This window comes from Oceanobacillus caeni (assembly GCF_042678465.1).
Classification (GTDB): Bacteria; Bacillota; Bacilli; order Bacillales; family Amphibacillaceae; genus Oceanobacillus; species Oceanobacillus caeni.
The window spans coordinates 111,706-130,873 of record NZ_JBHTKV010000007.1 but is presented as its reverse complement, the minus strand read 5'-3'; the positions used below and the strand labels follow the sequence as shown (position 1 = coordinate 130,873).

Here is a 19,168-nt window from a genome sequence, read left to right as displayed (position 1 = left end):
CATTTTTATATCAATCCTTATGTTTTATAAGACTGATTATACCTTAATGAACAATAAAGGCAAAAGAAAAAGCCTTGGGGCTGTCGCCCAACCGAAATTCATCTCCCCCTTACCATTGGGCTACGCCCTTCACACGCTTGAAGAGGGAGACTTCTTTCGGAAGTGCGTTAAAGAATGACAGGTAAGGAGTTAGTAATTGTATGGAAAAGAGTGAGAAGATCAATAGACATCCAAAGAGGAAGATTAAGAAGCTATTTGTTTCTATTACATTATTTTTCTTATTATCTATGATCGGAAAGATCCACATTGATACAAATACTTTTAAATTAAATCGCATATCGCTTCAAAGCAGTAAGCTAGCCGTGGGCACAGAGATAAGCCTTTTACAGATAACGGATGTACATAGTAAGGTATTTGGGAAAAATAATGAAGAGCTAATAAAACAAATTCAAGATTTAAACGTAGATATGATTGTTCTAACAGGAGATTTAATTGATCGAAAAACATCGGATTTTCAAGATGTTTTTCATTTAATTGATAAGCTAGTTCAGATCAATCCACAAACCTATTTTGTCACAGGGAATCACGAATGGGATAATCCAAGAAAGAAAGAATTCTTGTCTGGCCTTAAAGCAAGGGGCGTTACATTACTAAGCAATGAAAATATCGAATTGAAGAAGAATGGATCCACATTTCATATTATTGGTATAGATGATGTATCAACAGAGCGGGAGAATATGGAAGAAGCATTTTATCAGGTAAACGATCAAGTATATAATATTTTACTTTCCCATTCTCCAAGCGTTATACAGAAATATGCGGATCTTCCTGTAGATTTAGTACTAAGTGGACACACACATGGTGGGCAAGTAAGGTTGCCATTAATCGGTGCAATTGTTGCTCCTGACGAGGGGCTTTTTCCACATTTGCAAAAGGGAATCTATAACATAAAGGATAATAGCTTTTTATATATTGATAGCGGTCTAGGCACAACTGCATTACCTATACGGTTCCTCAATCAAAGTCAAATAAGTCTTATCACCATTCGCTCGAACGAATAGGAATTGCACGGAAATTACCTATTATCGCTGGTTTGTTATTATCTTGTGCAGTCATTGGCGGGAACTTTACCAATTCCCCTAATATAGTGATTGCCTTTATGTCCATCGCATTTTTGGGCCAAGGGATTGCGTCAACTGTAACAGGCGCACTATTGTCTGATATTGCTCCAAAAGGAATGGTGGGTATAACAGGTTCCTCTCTATACTTTGTTGCTAATATCGGTGCCGTCAAAATTACTGCGCGGTATAGCCCCCATCCACAAGGAGTGTTGTACCATTAACAAAACTAGCATCATCACTAGCTAAGAAAAGAACTGCTTTTGCTATTTCTTCTGGCTTTCCAAGTCTACCTTGTGGGTGAAGAGAAGCTAAATGTTCTTTAGCTTTAGAATCAACTTTAGTTAGTAAAGGAGTGTCAATATAACCAGGGCAGACTGCGTTAACACGAATTCCGTCCTTTGCATAGGCTGTACATAAGTTTTGCGTTAATAGCTTCACGCCCCCTTTAGCTGAGGAATAAGCGGTTGGGTTTGGCAAGGAAACAAAACTATGAATGGATCCAGCATTAACAATGACACCACCTGTACCTTGTTTTTGAAACTGTTCAATCGAATATTTATCAGAAAGGAATACTCCTGACAAATTAATATCAATGATTCGTTTCCATTTTTCATAGGATAGTTCGTGTGCTGGTGCATCATCGGCAATTCCAGCATTCGCATACATAATATCCAGTTTTCCGTATTGCTTCACGGTTTCGTTAATCATTTGTTTAATATCTTCTTCTTTGGTTACATCCGTTTTAACAAATAACGTGTCAAATCCATTTGAATTCAACTCTTCTGATAGATTGTTACCTCGTTCTGAAAGGTCAGCAATAACTACCTTTGCTCCTTCTTTAGTAAAAAGACGTACAGTTGCTTCGCCAATTCCACTTGCTCCACCTGTTACAATAGCTACTTTATCTTTTAATTTCAATTTAATCACGTATCTTTTCAACATCTATTTTAAACCTTTATTTTGTATTCTATCCAACAAAACGCTTTACAATATTAGAGTTAATATTCTCCATTATAGGGCTACTTTTCTTTTTACTTAGCCAAAGGTGAGAAGAAACCGTTCCACTTTCTCTACAAAACAAAGACTCCCACCTACCTTCTTTGTCCAAGAAGCTTAAGGTGGGAATCTCACTACCCGTTTAGGTGGGATAGAGCTTTTACATCGGCGGGAAATACCCATCTGCATCGAATTTTATTTCATGTAAATCCTCTAATACTTCGATGTTGTCATTATCTTTCAATTCATTAAAAATTACTTCTGATACAAAAAGCTCTCCAATATGAAGTGTGTTTGGTATCCTCACGATTCTTGCCTCATTAGCTGGAATACCCCATGTAGCCCGGAGAGCTGCTTCTAACGCCTCACGGTCGTTATCAAGGACAATAGGAATTTTAGCTCTATCTAGAAATGTACTTGTTACAACATTTTCATTCATAGCTTTTAAATCAATTTTTTCAAATAAACGCTTCGTTGTTAAATCAGCTAGGCCGATTCCTAATGCATTACCATGACTCGCCTCACTTAGGTTAGAGGCAATAACATATTTTATACTTGGCTTTTCTGGCTCTTCTACTCCTAATACACGGATCCGACCAATGATATTCGTATCCATACCTGTTCCACTATAGTTTTTACCGATTTCATCAACGACTAATATATCCATTTCGTCAACTGGTAAACTTGGCATCAAGGCAAATGCTCGTTTCAATAATTCTCTTTCGCGTTCTTCAATTTGGTCTGGATTAATTGCTTCAATAATCGCTGTTTCTTCATGCGCGTTTTCTACAATCGCTATACCAAACAGTGTATTTGAATTGCCAATGGCCACTTTACCAACCTCAGGCATCATATCACGAATTCCTCTAATACCATGCGTATGTAGCGCTAATGCTTGCTTATGTTTGCCCATGCCTATTGACGCCATTTTTAAGATACCACTTTCAATATCCTTTTTAAAATCAGTATGTGGCTTCACACGCCCCATCACAATAATTCCATCCGCATGGTAAGCATGTTGATCAACATAAACAGGGATTCCTGCTGATGTTTTGCCAACCTCTACAACTTCCATGGAAGAACGGATCTCACAGCCGGTTGATTCCTCTGTCACACCAAGTCCATCTAATACTTCGATTTGTCCTTCAGCAGTAGCACCACCATGACTTCCCATTGCAGGAATAATAAATGGTGTTGCACCTCTTTTTTTAATTTCATCCGCTACGCTTTTAACGATGAGTGGAATATTAGCAATCCCCCGGCTTCCAACAGTAATCGCAATTTCCATGCCTGGCTTAATCTTTTCGTCCGCTTTCACTTGGTTGAATTGCTCTGAAACTGTTCCAACAATATCGTTCAGACTTTCCACTTGAAATCTTTGTCTTATTTTTGCAAATTTCGGTAAAGACATTAAATGTCACTCCTTTCGTATTTCTTTTGCCCAGTATTTATGTTAAATATCCCCGTAAAGCGGAATAAATATATCATTCTTCAACATTTTCATGACATAAAGAAGCTACGTTTTCTTCTACTTTGAACCTTAAGGCAAATGCCTTAGTTACGTTTACGAAAATAGGAAAGTGCTATACTTCCCTATTTACCAATGAAGCAAGAGGTTGATAACAACCTCTTGCTTAACTTTTTATAATTAATTTTCAGGTGCTAATTCAACCGCCATGCGTAGCGCTTCTTTTAGTGATAGCTCGTCCGCAATATTTTTACCAGCGATATCAAAAGCCGTTCCATGGTCAACACTAGTACGTATTGTTGGAAGACCAACCGTAATATTTACTCCAGCTTCAAGACCTAGAACTTTAATTGGTCCATGTCCTTGATCGTGATATTGCGCAACAACGATATCAAAGTCACCGCGTTTTGCTCTAAAGAATAAGGTATCTGCCGGAAGCGGTCCTTGTACATTAATTCCTTCTTCCTGTGCCTTTTCGATAGCTGGAATGATTTTTTCCTCTTCTTCGCCATGTCCAAAAAGTCCATTTTCTCCAGCATGTGGGTTAATTCCACAAACTGCGATACGAGGGGATTTAATTCCTGCCTTTTGTAGTGTTTCATGTGCAAGTTTAATAACTGTATATTGACGATCGACATTAATCTTATTAATGGCATCAATTAGTCCAACATGTGTTGTCACATGAATGACTCTTAATCCAGGGGCAGATAGCATCATTGCGAAATCTTTCGTATTTGTTAGTTCTGCTAAAATTTCTGTATGTCCAGGATAGATGTGACCTGCTTTATGAAGCGCTTCTTTATTCAATGGCGCTGTACAAATTCCTTGGATTTTTCCTTCATTGGCATAAGAAATTGCTTTTTCCAAATAACGGAATGCAGCGTTTCCTGCTTCAGAAGAAACTTGTCCCCATGGTAAATCTTCAGAAACTAAATCTAAATCAATAATATCAATTGTACCATATTCGTACATTGCATCTTCGGGTTGTGTAATGCTATTTAATTGAAGCTCCAAATTTGTTACTTGTAGCGCCCTTTTTAAAATTTTGGCGTCACCGACTACAAATGGACGGCATCTTTCATAAATATTTTTGTCATTTAAGGATTTGGCGATAATCTCAGGGCCTACTCCTGAAGGATCACCCATTGTAATTGCAATACTTGGTCTTTTAGAAGCCATCATAATATCCTCCTATTTTCATATCTTATTTCGCCAAGCCTATTGTAAATGTCGACCATAAGCTTGGCGTTATCACTTTACTTCGCTTATAACAAATTATTAGTTATTTCTTTTCGTATATCCATGCACTTCGGTAACTGTTTGAAGAGCTTTAGTAAGTGCCTGCTCGGAACCAAATGCACCCGCTTTTGTTACAACGGGAAGGCCGTCATATAAACCACCAAATAACTTACCATAAGGGATTCCTGCTTCAACTTCTCCAATAACTTGAATTCCCTCACCTTTTAATGCTTTACATGTAGCTCCTGCAATATCCCCACCTGTTAAAACAGCACCGCAAATGTCATTCTTTTCAATTAACTGACAGGCAATAATCCCCATTGATTCAGCAATAGTATGCCCTACTTCAAAATTCGATAAATCAAGTTCATGTTTCCGTTGTTTCACTCGATCCATCGCCTCTTGCCCACGATCAGTCTTTATTACTAAATCGCCTTTTTTCAGTAATGCTTGACCAGCATGAACAATACGATTAATCTCACGCTTTCGCTCATCTTCATAAAAGAATGCTTCCGGAGAAATAACAATTTCTTCTACAGTATTCCCTTTTTTCAAATCATGAATCTGTTGATGCGTAATCGTGTTCACACTACCCGCCACTACTAATACTGGTGGACGTTGTTCTATTCGCTTGTTAAGTACTACCTCTTCATGGTTACCTGTGTTTGAAAAGTGAGAGGCCACCCCTGCCGAGCCAACCCAAAGGAACTCCTCTTGTATCATTTCAGCAGCATCAACAATCGTTTTGAGCTCTTCATCTGTCGTTGCATCCATGACAACAATTTTGGAAGAATCATCTGTGGTTTTCTCCATCATTTTTTCAAATAAGTGACGTTTCCCTTTTCGTACATCCGAAATGGAGATTAGTTCGACATTGCGCTTACTTTGCTCCTGTAATAGTTTCGGAAGGTAGCTTTCTTTCACCGGGCAGGATGGATCATTTGCAATTTCCGACTCCGCTAATAACACCCCGCGAACATAGTGCTTTCCATCTACGGTTGTTCGCTTACTTTTTGGAAAAGCTGGTACGACAAATGAGGTCTTAAATTGAAATACGTCCATTACTGCATCAATTTCTTGACCAATATTTCCTCTCATGGTTGAATCGACTTTCTTAAACACGTTTGTTACGCCTAATTTGTTTAATTCAGTTGATAGATTGAATACAATATCATAAGCCTTTTGAGAATCAAGTGCACGACTATCTGAATTTAAAACAATGACATCTTCACTTAAATGTGCTGGTTGTAAATGTGTATCTGAAAAAAGTACGGTTGTGTTTAACCCTTTTTTCGCAAATTGAACACCTGTATCATTTGCGCCTGTTAGGTCATCTGCTATCACTGCCAGTTTCAACTCATTCGCCCCCCTTCTCAATCATCTCAGTATATAGTTCTTGCGTTTTCACTTATTTCTACTCCTATTATCTATATCGCATTATATTTATCTCGTTCACGTATTCTATAACGCTTTCAGTGATAATTATAAACCAAAATGTTGCATTTAGCAATGTTTTAATTATAATTCTTCATTTAATTCTATTGATGTTGTATTTTGCATCATTTAAATAGAGGGTTTAGCCACAAGAAAAACGCAAGCTATTCTTTTAGCTTGCGCCATAAGGTGGATCGATTAATTCCTAAACGTTTAGCTGCCCTGGATTGATTCATCCCTTCATCCTCAAGGACTTTTGTAATTACTTGCCTCTCAATTTCCTCTAATGTACCGCTAATATCAATATACGATAGCGCATCATTCCACTTCTCTTGTTGCTTCAGTCGTTTAAATACGATATCCACTTCCGCTTTCTCGATATAATAGGATTGTGATTCCAAAAATAATTGTTCCATTACATGTTTTAATTGCCCTACATTTCCTGGCCAATCATAGTCCATCATCTGCTCCAACGCATCATCACGAATCCCGACTACTTTATTCCCATATTTTGGATGCAAATCAGAAATAAATACGGGAACCAATTCCTCCATATCCTCTTTACGCTCCCGAAGTGGTGGAATTTGAATCTGTAATGGAGATAATAATCGGAATAGCTCGCGATGGAAAGTTTTATTTTTAATCCTTTCCTCTATGTTATCCTTGGAAGATACAATCCATTGTGGCTTCTGCTCGCTTTCATCCTTTAGGACACGCAATAACTCCTTCTGCATATAGGAATTCAATTGGTCAATATTTTTTAAGAATATAATTCTATTGGAGTACTTTTGGAAAAAATCATCCTTAATAAGATCTTTCAATTGTTCTGCACTTATTACATCACAACGCAATGTAATTAACGGTTCGTCTGCAGTTTTTCTTTTTAAATAAATGGAATGGGCTACTAATTCTTTTCCGTTCCCTTGTTCCCCCATGATCCAGATAGGCTCCTCACGATCCCCGTATAGATCGATTTGTTCCAACACCTTCTGAATTGCTTCACTTTTCCCCGAAATAGGGATACGTGAGGCGGATGTATGCAATTCAATTGCGGTTTGATTCGCTTGCCCACTATGCGTAGTTATTTGATTGGAATGTGTCTTTTCAAAAAATAGTGCCACTTTATCCTTGATTGGGCATGAGGTTATTTTCCATAATTTATTATTAATGTAAAGCAATTTTACCTGCTTTTCGTTTGTTAAGGTTGTTTCTTGTATAAGTTTTTTTACATCAGTAGCATTGTCTAAATTTAACCAATGAAATTCGTTATGGAATCGTTCATTCCCATAAACTATTTTCTCATCTTGATTAAAAACCCCGATAGCATGTTCATCACTATCAAGAATTGTTTCCATTAACGTAATATCTCGTTGTAGCCTTGAAAATAAACGATAGGACCTTCTTGTTTCTTCTAAAGCATCCATAATTGCTTCTTTTCCGGATGTAATCAGTACTCCTGTCATCCCTAATTGTTTAGCGGCTTGCATCGTCACTACATCACCGATTACTACCTCATATCCATTCTTTTTTAACCCTGTCAATTTCCCTTTTACTTCATTATCCTTTGTAATCGTTAATGTTTTAATATCTAAATCTAGCAGCTTACATATAGTAGCAGCACCTTGTGTAATATTAGAGAAGCCAACAATAGCAGCCTTACCGGAAAAACCCTTTACAAGTGTTAAAATGCGTAATACATCATAGCCAGAAACTTGAATATCTATCACTGGAATAGATACTGCCTCTTGTATCATTGATGCCGTACCACCACGACTTATAATAACATGATAACCCTCATTTTCAGCATTCTTTGCAATTGCGACACCTTCATATAAGTTACCTAATTCAATGTGTAATTCAATATCTTCTACTTCTTGACTAACCTCTTTCATCATTTCAAGCAATCCCTCATAAGGGACGACTACCAATGCTTTTATCATTTTATTTCACCTTCTGTCGCAAAAATCAAGTTATGTATTCTATATTTTTCTAATATCTAGCAAACTATAAAGGAACTTAAATGGATTATATAATCTTAACAATCCTTTTAATTCACTTTGCGATTTTACAATTTCACAAAGAGCTTAAAAATAATCTATACTATGCAAATTGCAACACTATTAATTATAAGCCATATTCCTTTAAAGTAAAAGTAATTAGTAAAACGGTTTCACTTGTAATGTTCACCATAATCTATTGAAACAGGAAGAATTATAAGATAAAAAACAACCATTTTATAACATCTATAAAATGGTTGTTTTTTCAGTTGTTTTAAACAATCATATCTAATAATAAAGTACATATTAAACCAGATACAGCAACTATTGTTGAAAGTACAGTATATGTTCCAAAAGCCTCTTTTAATGTCATACCTAGAGACTCTTTAACCATCCAGAAGCCGGCATCGTTAACATGGGATGCAATGGCACTACCTGCTCCAGTCGCAAGTGCAACTAGTTCAAGGTTAACATCTGGTATTCCAGCAAGGGATGGAATAACCAATCCTGCTGTAGTTAACGTTGCAACCGTTCCTGATCCTAAACAAATACGTAATATAGCTGCGACTGTCCAAGCAAAGAAGACTGGCGACATAGACGATCCTGCAAAGATATCTGCAACATAATCACCAACACCACCATCAATAAGCACTTGTTTTAAAGCACCTCCACCGCCGATGATTAGAAGTAGCATACCTAAGGAATTGATTGCGGAAGAGCAAGAATCCATTAATGTCTTAATTGGAATATTTCTTCTCAATCCCATTGTATAAATTGCTAGTAATAAAGAAAGCAACATAGCCATTGATGAATTACCAATAAAGCGAATAAAGTTCACTAGCATATTATCCGAAAAGCCTAGAGCAGGTTGAATCATATCAACGATTGCTCCTAAAGCCATTAAGATCACAGGAAATAGTGCTGTAAATAAACTAATACCAAAACCAGGTGTTTCTTCTAGCTTAAATGTCTTTTGTACACCAAATGATTCACTACCCTCTCTAGTAAAAGCAGTTGGCACAATTTTCTTCGCAAGTTTCGGATACAAGATTCCTGCAAAAATAACCGTTGGGATAGCAACAATAATTCCGTAGATTAAAACTAAACCAATATTCGCACCATACTCCGCAGCTACTGCGGTTGGACCTGGATGCGGCGGTAAGAATGCATGTGTTGCCAAAGCAGCAGTAACCATCGGTAGTCCTAATTTCACGATAGAAACTTTTAATTCCTTTGCAATCGAGAATATAATTGGAACAAGCAATACAATTGCAACTTCAAGGAATAAAGCAATACCAACTATAAACGAAGCAAATAGAACAGCCCATTGAATTCTCTTTTCACCAAATTTATCAATTAACGTTACAGCGATACGGTTAGCTCCACCTGAGTCTGCAATTAATCTACCAAGCATTGCACCCATACCAAAGATTAACGCAATATGAGCAAGTGTTCCACCTAAACCGCTTTCAACCGACTTGATAACTTCCCCCATAGGCATTCCAAGCGATAAGGCTACGACAATCGCAACAATGATTAGGGAAACGAATGTGTTTAATTTAAATTTCATAATAAAAATAAGTAGTAATAGTACCCCTATGGCAACAATTAATAATGGCATAAATTAGTCCCCCTGATGTAATTTTTAGCAGTTCTGTTTGTTTTATATGAAGATGTTGCATTTATTTCTTTGTAGATCACTTATAAGTATGCTCCTACGTTACGCTTTCCATAAATGAACAAGCAAATTTTTTCCGCACCCTATTCAGAGCGCTTACAAATTGGGTTTAAAATAAATATTGAACTTACCTTTACCCCCATTCACCATTTGCGAGCCATAGATAGTTGGCATTTTGTACTAGGTAGTAGCATTTTCCTTGTGACGTCAAAGAGATAATTCACAACACTTTTTTCTATTCACTGCTTGAAATAGTTTATAAAGTACTTAAACTGTTGTTTTTCGCATCAAAGTTATTTTATACTGTGTTAACATTCTTGTCAAGGGAATAAATAGAGTTATTTATGTTTATTTTTTCAACAATTCCTTTTTATTGGATGGTTTGAAGTTCAATTTGAAAGCCAATGGGATACATCCAGCCCCTTCTTTTTTATCCTAAATTACTTCGATTGGCTCAATTGTCCCTCTGACTTAACTTGTCGTATAATGGTGGTATCAACAGAAGATTGGAGAATAGAAATTGTATAAATTAATTGCAATAGATATGGACGGGACTCTTTTAAACGACCGTCATGAAGTACCAGAAGATGTAAAATACACGTTATCTGAGGCAAAAAAGCAAGGAATTAAAATTGTCCTTTGTTCCGGGCGCCCAATTGGTGGCATTCGGAGCTACATTAAAGCACTTAACCTTAATCAAGAGGGTGACTTTGCCATCGCCTATAATGGCGCATTGGTGCAAGATACTCATACAAACGAGGTTGTAGCTGAATTATCACTTGGACATGCTGATTTAGTGAAGTTGTATGAACTTAGTATGGAATTGAAAACACCAATGCATTTCTTTGATACGAAAGGGGTTTATACCCCAAACGCTGATATTAGTGACTATACAGTGTTAGAGGCATATTTAAGTGAAATCCCATTAGGTTATCGCCAAGTAAGCGACATACCAACTAATATATCGATACCAAAAATCATGTTTGTTAATCATCCAGACAAATTAAATCGTACCATTGAAGAACTTCCTAAGAGCCTAAATAAGCAGTATACAATTGTTCAAAGTGCTCCATATTTCCTTGAATTTGTTCATCCTAGTGCAAGTAAAGGAAATGCAGTGAAAATGCTGGCTGAACAACTTGGTATTAAACAAGAGGAAACAATGACGATTGGCGATAACGGAAATGACTTATCCATGATCGAGTACGCAGGATGTGGCGTGGCAATGGGTAACGCTATCCCAGAAGTAAAAGCAGCCGCTGACTTCCAAACTCGAAGCAACAATGAAAGCGGAGTGGCCTATGCAATCAAAAAACTTGCTTTAGAACCTTTAAACGAAAACGCCAAATAGAACAAAATACACATACAAGAATCACAAAAATAGGATACTGGTTCGTTTCCAGTATTCTATAAAGAAGACTAACCATCAGTGGGAGCTTTCCTTCATCCCCGACTGATGGTTAGTCGCACTTATCGTACCTTTACGAGCAGTTGATTTCCCACCTACCTTCTTTGTTTCCCCAGAAGCTTGAGGCGGGATAAACCCTTTATCATCCTAATTTCACATCCGAATCCTCATAGTTGCTAGCTGTTTTATGTTTAATAAGTTGCCTTACAAACCACACAAGTACAGCCAACCAAATAACCATTCCTAGAATCATAGAAATACCATAGTCCAGGTTAAAACCCTCTGGCGCATAAAAGACATACGTACTTACTACCGCCGTCATGAATAAAGCTGGAATACTACAGATCCAATGAAACTTATTGTTTTTCACAAGGTACATAGCTGCCGTCCATAACATTACTGCAGCAACTATCTGATTAGATCCGCCAACATACCGCCAAAGGAAACTATAATCAATCGTGGTAAGATATAGCGCAGGTCCTGCTATTGGTATGATAAGTAACGCTAATTTCCCTTTTCCTTTAAAGTCTTTCTTCGTTAGTTGTGTCAATAATTCCGCAAGCATCATTCTAGAAGAACGTAACGCCGTATCACCTGTCGTAATTGGCAGAACAACAATACCCAATATCGCAAGGATTCCACCAAAAGTCCCTAGCGTAGTTAGACTGATTTCATTAACTACTCCAGCAGGACCACCTGCGTCCAGCGCTGTTTGTAATGCACCTGTACTACCAAAAAAGGTCATTCCTGCCGCTGCCCAAATCAAAGCAATAATGCCTTCACCAATCATTGCTCCAAAGAACACTTTTCTACCTTCACTTTCTTTTTTTAATGTTCGAGATAAGATAGGACTCTGTGTACTATGAAATCCAGAAATAGCACCACAGGAAATGGTTACCATTAATAATGGCCAAATTGGCAACTCCCCAGGATGTAAATTACTTAATGTTAAATTGGGGATTGGATGATCAAAAAAGAACATCCCTATTCCAATCGATACAACCATAAAAATTAAGATTGCCCCAAAAACAGGATACACTCTTCCAATTATTTTATTAATCGGTAGAACCGCTGCAAGTATTAGATAAACAAATATAATAATAAGCCATGTCGTAAAATTAAATGGTGTAATTTGTGTTAGTAACTGGGCAGGTGCTGCAGTAAATGCTGCTGCAACCAAAATCATTAAAAATATCGAAACAATCGTAGTGATGATTTTCAACTTTTCGCCTAAATATTTTCCGACAATTGTCGGAAATTGTGCTCCATTATGCCTAAGCGATACCATACCTGAAAAGTAATCATGTACCGCTCCCGCAAAAATACAACCAATAACAATCCATATAAATGCAACAGGGCCATAAAGCGCACCCATTATTGCACCAAAAATCGGACCGGTTCCAGCGATATTTAGAAGCTGAATTAAACTCGCCTTCCACCAACTCATTGGCATATAATCAAGCCCATCGTTACTTGTATAAGCAGGTGTTGGATTTTTGTCATTAATGCCGAAAATCCGTTCAACCACCTTCCCATAAACGATATACCCAACAATTAACAACAAGATGGAAGCTATAAAAGTAACCATCGCCGAACCCCCTTTTCCGAAAATTTAAATATAATAATATACTGAATAGGGTGAAAAATCAATAGTTTTATCATAATTTTCCAGTATTTTTTTACTATTTTAAAAAGGGTGGTTTAATCCATCATTCAAATTTCTCCAATTATAGCTGTCTTATTCCATAAATAAAGGAGACTTCTATCAGTGTGGGGGGTTTCCTTCATCTCCCACCTACCCTTTTTCTTTCCCTAGAAACTTGAGGTGGGAGTCTTACTGCTTGTTTTAAGTGATATAAATAAAAAAAGGGCATAATCTATCCTAATAAGAATAAAATTTCCCTTTACCTAGTTGAATTATATTGTTGTTTTTTAATTCTAGTAACCTACTATAAAGAAAACTTCCATCAGTGGGGGTTTTCTTACCTTCTTTGTTTGTCCAGAGGCTTGGTGTAGGATAAACACACACCCTAAAAACCATATTGAGCAAAAGGCACCACCGAATTTCTAAATTCCAATAATGGATCTTTATTGATTTGGTCAAGATGTTGGAGGAACTTGATGGAATTGGAGATATAAGGCCCTTTATTCATCATAATACAATCCGCTCTTAGTCCCATAAAGGCATCGGTTAATTCAGCCCTTAAAGGTATTCCCTTCTTATTCAAATGATTGAGAATATTAGTTGCCCAAATAACTGGGATATGAGCAGCCCGGCAAATTTCCAAGATTCCTTCCTGAGCCTTTGCCATTTGTTCATAGCCAATCTCTATTGCCAAATCACCTCTAGCAATCATTACTCCAAATAAATCTAAATTTAGACCTTCAAGAATAATTTTCGATAAAGAAAAAAGTGCATACTTTGTTTCTATTTTCGCAATGAGTCCAATTTTCTTCTCTGTATGTTGATCTAAATACCCCTTTAATATTCGGATATCATTAGGATGATGGATAAAAGAAACCCCAATGAGGTCAACAAAAGGAATAATTTTTGAAACAGTTTTAATATCTGTTTCTGTAATGGTAGGAACGTTTAAATAAACCAATGAATCTGGAAAATTAACCCCTTTATGAGGTTTAATATATTCTACTTTCTTTCTCGTAAGGGTGATCTTTACATCCAAGTATTTTTCATTAACTTCCACAACAACTGCACAGATATTTCCATCCTCAAAAAAAACCTTATCTTTTGGTCTTACATTTCTTAGAGCTTCTGGTAAAGTGACACCAATAGATGCTGGTTCTTCATTACCTTTTGGTTTCCCAAGATAATTATGGTTTTTGTAAATTCGTAAAATATCCCCTTTTTTTACCTTAATGGTTATTTGCCTTTTCAATAGATTTGTTAATTTGCACTCTTTGTCATGACTCAGTTGTACAGTAGTTTCCTCGTTTAAAATTGCCGGTTTATTTAATTCAACTTTTAGGCATGTTGGGCTTACTATCTCCAGTACTGTGAAATATCGTTTTCTTCCTTTGGTATCAATAAAATGTATGATTTGCCCCGCAGCAACACCGGTAAATTCATCTATATTTAGTTTTAATACAAAATTATTTATAATAGGGTTATCTTTACTATTTTGGCTCATTAAATAACCAATTGGAGAGGTTTTTTCTGTATTTATTTTTAAGGGGACTATGGTTTTTCTGAATTCATTAACACGAATTTTAGGCCCAGGAAGATCCATGTATATCATACATTTTCCATTTTGTTTCTCAAGACCTATCTCTTTTTCTGCAGTTCGAATACTTTCAACTAAACTTTTCCAGACAGAATAATCACGAGCTAAGTTTATTCGGGCAATAGTCATTCCCGACCTAATTAATTCTTTAAAGATTTCTGGTTTCTCCAACATAGATCTATCTAAAGTAACCATGATAGAAAAGGGATCTTCTTTTGATTTTCCTAACAACTCTTGACTTCGTTGATTCTTTAGATATCTTGCACTTTCCAAATCAATATAATTTTTATTATGCTGATCATCGGGAAACAAATGGCCAATTATTTTATTCAATGAAAATAAAACATGAGGACTCATCATTTTTATAGATGAAAAGCCTTCTTCCACTAAAAAGGAATTAAGCTTTGAATTTGAAAATTTCTGTAAGGCCAAAAAGGCACATAAATTTTGCTTACTAGCATCCGCCATATCGATATGTTGGGTTTTAGAAACGTTAGATAAAAATTTATTAATGTCGTTCCGTAATTGAATAAGTTGATGTATAGTTTCTCTTTTATTAGAGTCTGTAAAATTTACCATTTGGGTCACCTCATTTCTTTAATTTATGACTCCTTTTAAAAAAGCGTGTATCTTTCTCGGATTCACCCATAACCATATTTAAAATCCCAAAAAACTCGCTTCTGTCTACGCCTTATAAGCGATGACAGAAGCGAGTTTCACTATGCATCCATAATTTATTAAGGTAAGATCAACTTACTTAGTAACTATTTAGTTTCAACTAAGACAATTTCATCAATAATCGGAATATCCCTTTTTAATAATGCTAAGACAGAGTCTTCGATTTTATTGTCGATTTCACATATTGTTATCGCAGGACCATTAATTTTTGAACGTTCATTAGCCATGCGTGCAATATTAAAACCTCTTTGATAAAGAAGCCCCGATAACTCTGAAATAACCCCTTTTCGGTCGGTATGACGGATCACAAGTGTTGGTCGTTCTCCAGAAAATTTTAAAGGATAACCCTCTAATTCCTGAACTTCCACTTTACCGCCACCTAATGAACTAGCTAATACCTTTACAGTACGTGAAGAACCAGTTAATTCTACGAGGACGGTATTAGGGTGATAGCTTCCAAGGACCCGTTTCGTAAATTCGTATTGTAAACCATCTTCCTCAGCAATCATTTTGGCATTTGGAATACCGTCATCCATTGTAGTTAACCCCAGAACACCTGCTAGTAGAGCTAAGTCTGTTCCATGTCCTTGATAGGTCTTAGCAAAGGACCCCATCAGTGAAAACTTTACATATATCGGGTTTTCATTTAATAGCTGACGGGCAATGTTCCCGATTCGGACGGCACCAGCTGTATGTGAACTTGAAGGTCCAACCATTACTGGGCCGATGATCTCATACGCACTTTGGTATTTTGCAGGCTCACTACTACTAGTTTTTTCCCCCAAAATGCTTTCTTTTAATTTTTTCCCTGTCGGAGTTGCGGCAAGACCACCTTCCCCAGTTTCTCTCAACCATTCGGGCATTTGCTGTCCTACTTCATGCATCACATGGATCACTTCATCTGGAGGAATAATGCTTGCTACCCCAGCTAAGGCCATATCAGCTGCAGCTTGCGCGGTAATTGCATGTAAACCATTTCGAATGATGCAAGGTATTTCCACCAGCCCGGCAACCGGATCACAAACTAATCCCAGGGAATTTTTTAAAGCAATTCCGACAGCATTTCCTACCTGCTGTGGTGTTCCACCGGCAAGCTCAACCAATGTACCTGCTGCCATTGCGGTTGCTGAACCGACTTCAGCCTGGCATCCACCTGCAGCACCTGATATGGATGCCCTATTCGCAATTACTAATCCGAGGGCAGAGGCAGTGAACATGGACTGTACAATCTCTTCACGAGTAAATTTTCCGCTATCATGGGCGTGTACTAGTACAGCAGGTAAAATCCCCGCTGACCCCGCTGTTGGCGTTGCAACAATTCGCCCCATTGCAGCATTTACTTCAGATACACTAAGGGCATTCGCTGCAGCATGTAACGTCTTGGAATTAACAAAGGAATTCCCTTTTTCAGCATATTGATAAAGACGGTGTCCATCCCCGCCCGTTAAACCGGTTCGGGATGTAACAGGGCTCGTTGTCCCTTTGCGGACAGCTTCTTCCATTACCGTGAATTGTTCCGACATTTTCTCGATGATAATCTCCCTTGAATAACCTTTCTGTTCCACCTCTGATTTAATCATCAATTCCGAAATGGTTGTTTTTCCTTGCTCTGCAAGTTCAATTATCTCCTTTAAACTTGAAAAAGACATGTGATCTCTCCTTTAAAGGACGGTTCCCATGCCACAAGCATAGGAACCGTCCCCTTGTTTACTCTTGTCCGAAATATTCTACTACAACGGCTGCCATTGCCTTTGCCGCAATAACCAGGCTATCCTCATTAATGGTAAATTTAGGATGATGATGGGGATAAACCGGGCCATCCGCTGGTTTTGCCCCAACATAAAAGAAACTCCCTGGAACCTTTTGTAAATAGTATGAAAAATCCTCTGATCCAGATGCAGGTGGCGTTTCGATAACTGCTTTAATTTCAGGAATTTCAGCTTTATTAATCGCATCGGAAACCAATTCCGTCATTTCCGCATCATTCACCAAAACTGGATAATCATGTGAATAGGTCAAATCATAAGTAATATCAAATTCTTGGGCAAGCCCAGCTAAAATTCGCTTAAATTCTGTTTCCACTGTAGCACGAACTTCACTGGACATCGTCCGAACATCTCCTTCAAGTTCGACACTATCTTTAATAATATTGAACGATCCTTTCCCATCAAATGAGCCTATGGTTACTGTTGCCATATCAAAAGGATTAATTCGGCGGCTGATAATCGTCTGGGCCGCGACAACGAAATGACTTGCAGCGACAATACTGTCGTTACTTGTATGTGGCATCGAACCATGTCCGCCTTTTCCTTGGATTTTCACTTTGAAATACGAACGTCCAGCCTGCATTTCTCCGGCACGATAGTGGACCTCTCCTGTATTCGATAGGGACATGAGATGAATGCCGAAAACATTATCTACACCTTCCAAACACCCGTCTTCAATCATAGCAATTGCACCACCAGGAGGGGTTTCTTCCGCAGGTTGGTGAAGAATAACAACATTTCCTTTTAATTGATCTTTCAATTCTATTAGTGCTTCGGCTAAAATTAATAGATAAGCAGTATGACCATCATGCCCGCATGCATGCATCACACCAGGGTTTTGTGACTTAAAAGGGACATCCGCCTCTTCCGTTATTGGCAATCCGTCAAAGTCGGCTCTTAAGGCAACGGTTTTTCCCGGGAGACCGCCTTCGATTGTTACAACTACACCATGTCCTCCAACGTTGGTTCGTATTTTTACATCTTTATCTTTATAAAAATCAGCAATATATTGAGCTGTCTTTTCCTCCTTAAAAGATAATTCAGGATGTTGATGAAGGTATCTCCGAATTTCTATCATTCTCTCTTTTTTCTCATCTATTTTTTGCAAAAGTTGATTTAACATTTTTCTCCTCCTAATTATTTTCTGTTTTAACGGTAAGGGTAATGAGACCACACACAACAATGGCTATTGCCAAGCTGATAAATACGATGGAAAATGATCCACCTGCTAAAGAAATTAAAGCCCCAAATGAGATTGGAGCAATAAAACCTCCAAGCGTTCCTCCAGTGTTGACGATCCCAATTGATGAACCAATTACTTTTTCTGGCAAAATCTTATGTGGCCAAGAAAAAATACCTACAAATATCGTTGTTAGTAAAAAAGTCAATACATATAAAAATACGATGGATAGTGCTAAGGAATCTGAAATTACCAATCCTAAAAATAATACAGATGATAGAATAGAACAAACGATTAAGAGTAATTTTTCCTTCCCATTAAACTTTGTTAATAATACACCGGCAAATAAGGATGCTAGTGCTCCCCCAATAGCATTCACCGCTAGGATGGTTCCAACTGTACTAATAGATAGTGAAAATTTCACCTTTAAGAAAGATGGCATCCAAGACATGTTTCCATAGAAGGCAATATTGGCAATCATCATGGCGATAAATAAAATAATCACATTTCGATTGGAAATTACCGATTTAAAGCTAATTTTTTTGGATGCAACATTCACTTTCTCTACCGGAATGTCCTTTGGAACAAAAAAGATGACCAAAAGCAAGGAGATAGCAAAAAACGCACCCAATGCATAATAACCATACTGCCAATTTATATCAATTAACCGTGCTCCAACAACAAACGCTAAGATGCCGCCAATCCCGTTCGTTGACAAAATGAGTGATTGAATAAAAGTCCGTTTTTCTTTCGTGAAATTGACCGCAATCCCTTTCGAACAGCTTGGCGGGTACCCTGCATGTCCTATACCTGCTAAGAAGCGAATCAGCACAAACACCAGTAAACTCGCACCAAAACTAAATGCAAATGAAAACAATGTAATTAAGTTTGGCTTTTCTTTCATTTAATACTTCTTGAGGAACAGACATATAAAGTCCCCTTCCTGTAACATGGTTTTATG

The 19,168-nt window shown here is 37.4% G+C and carries 14 protein-coding genes; 2 read left to right on the top strand and 12 right to left on the bottom strand.

From position 1 onward, the window contains the following. Window positions 1–200: 200 nt before the first annotated feature. Window positions 201–1,061: a metallophosphoesterase gene (locus tag ACFQ18_RS07565; RefSeq protein ID WP_047183969.1), complete on the top strand. Its 861-nt coding sequence runs from the start codon at window positions 201–203 to the stop codon at window positions 1,059–1,061. On the opposite strand, the gene ACFQ18_RS07560 is transcribed toward ACFQ18_RS07565, so the two are convergent. The 7 genes from ACFQ18_RS07560 to ACFQ18_RS07530 form a co-directional block, all read right to left on the bottom strand. After that, the gene (locus ACFQ18_RS07560) at window positions 1,039–1,293 is read right to left on the bottom strand and encodes a hypothetical protein (protein WP_047183970.1); all 255 of its coding nucleotides are present in this window, start codon (window positions 1,291–1,293) and stop codon (window positions 1,039–1,041) included. The genes ACFQ18_RS07565 and ACFQ18_RS07560 overlap by 23 nt on opposite strands. Window positions 1,294–1,295: 2 nt before the next feature. After that, window positions 1,296–2,039, bottom strand: a complete 744-nt coding sequence (locus ACFQ18_RS07555) for an SDR family NAD(P)-dependent oxidoreductase (protein WP_047183978.1) — start codon at window positions 2,037–2,039, stop codon at window positions 1,296–1,298. Window positions 2,040–2,277: 238 nt separating this feature from the next. After that, window positions 2,278–3,528, bottom strand: coding sequence for a lactate racemase domain-containing protein (locus ACFQ18_RS07550; protein WP_204798028.1), 1,251 nt, complete (start codon window positions 3,526–3,528; stop codon window positions 2,278–2,280). Window positions 3,529–3,765: 237 nt separating this feature from the next. After that, window positions 3,766–4,764, bottom strand: coding sequence for a 4-hydroxythreonine-4-phosphate dehydrogenase PdxA (gene pdxA, locus ACFQ18_RS07545; protein ID WP_047183972.1), 999 nt, complete (start codon window positions 4,762–4,764; stop codon window positions 3,766–3,768). A 99-nt stretch (window positions 4,765–4,863) separates the two neighbouring features. Continuing rightward, window positions 4,864–6,180: a four-carbon acid sugar kinase family protein gene (locus ACFQ18_RS07540; protein ID WP_060669119.1), complete on the bottom strand. Its 1,317-nt coding sequence runs from the start codon at window positions 6,178–6,180 to the stop codon at window positions 4,864–4,866. A 242-nt stretch (window positions 6,181–6,422) separates the two neighbouring features. Continuing rightward, on the bottom strand, window positions 6,423–8,198 hold the full coding sequence (locus ACFQ18_RS07535) for a sigma-54-dependent Fis family transcriptional regulator (RefSeq protein ID WP_204798029.1): 1,776 nt from the start codon (window positions 8,196–8,198) through the stop codon (window positions 6,423–6,425). Window positions 8,199–8,529: 331 nt separating this feature from the next. Then, window positions 8,530–9,876 (bottom strand): gluconate:H+ symporter, encoded by a 1,347-nt coding sequence (locus ACFQ18_RS07530; protein WP_060669121.1) that lies wholly within the window; start codon window positions 9,874–9,876, stop codon window positions 8,530–8,532. A 577-nt stretch (window positions 9,877–10,453) separates the two neighbouring features. Here ACFQ18_RS07530 and yidA point away from each other — a divergent pair. Then, the gene (yidA, locus tag ACFQ18_RS07525; protein WP_204798030.1) at window positions 10,454–11,284 is read left to right on the top strand and encodes a sugar-phosphatase; all 831 of its coding nucleotides are present in this window, start codon (window positions 10,454–10,456) and stop codon (window positions 11,282–11,284) included. A 199-nt stretch (window positions 11,285–11,483) separates the two neighbouring features. Here the strand turns inward: yidA and ACFQ18_RS07520 are convergent, their stop codons facing one another. From ACFQ18_RS07520 to ACFQ18_RS07500, 5 genes are all read right to left on the bottom strand, one after another. Next, window positions 11,484–12,929, bottom strand: coding sequence for a carbon starvation CstA family protein (locus ACFQ18_RS07520; protein WP_204798031.1), 1,446 nt, complete (start codon window positions 12,927–12,929; stop codon window positions 11,484–11,486). A 442-nt stretch (window positions 12,930–13,371) separates the two neighbouring features. Continuing rightward, complete coding sequence (locus ACFQ18_RS07515) at window positions 13,372–15,162, bottom strand: pyruvate kinase (RefSeq protein WP_204798032.1); 1,791 nt, start codon at window positions 15,160–15,162, stop codon at window positions 13,372–13,374. Window positions 15,163–15,347: 185 nt separating this feature from the next. After that, window positions 15,348–16,910 carry an L-serine ammonia-lyase, iron-sulfur-dependent, subunit alpha gene (sdaAA, locus tag ACFQ18_RS07510; RefSeq protein WP_204798033.1) on the bottom strand — a complete coding sequence of 521 codons (1,563 nt, stop codon included), beginning with the start codon at window positions 16,908–16,910 and terminating at the stop codon, window positions 15,348–15,350. Window positions 16,911–16,968: 58 nt separating this feature from the next. Next, a complete protein-coding gene (locus ACFQ18_RS07505) occupies window positions 16,969–18,150 on the bottom strand; it encodes a M20 family metallopeptidase (RefSeq protein WP_204798034.1) in 1,182 nt (393 codons plus the stop codon). A 10-nt stretch (window positions 18,151–18,160) separates the two neighbouring features. Then, the gene (locus ACFQ18_RS07500) at window positions 18,161–19,111 is read right to left on the bottom strand and encodes an MFS transporter (protein ID WP_204798035.1); all 951 of its coding nucleotides are present in this window, start codon (window positions 19,109–19,111) and stop codon (window positions 18,161–18,163) included. Between the last annotated feature and the right edge of the window lie 57 nt (window positions 19,112–19,168).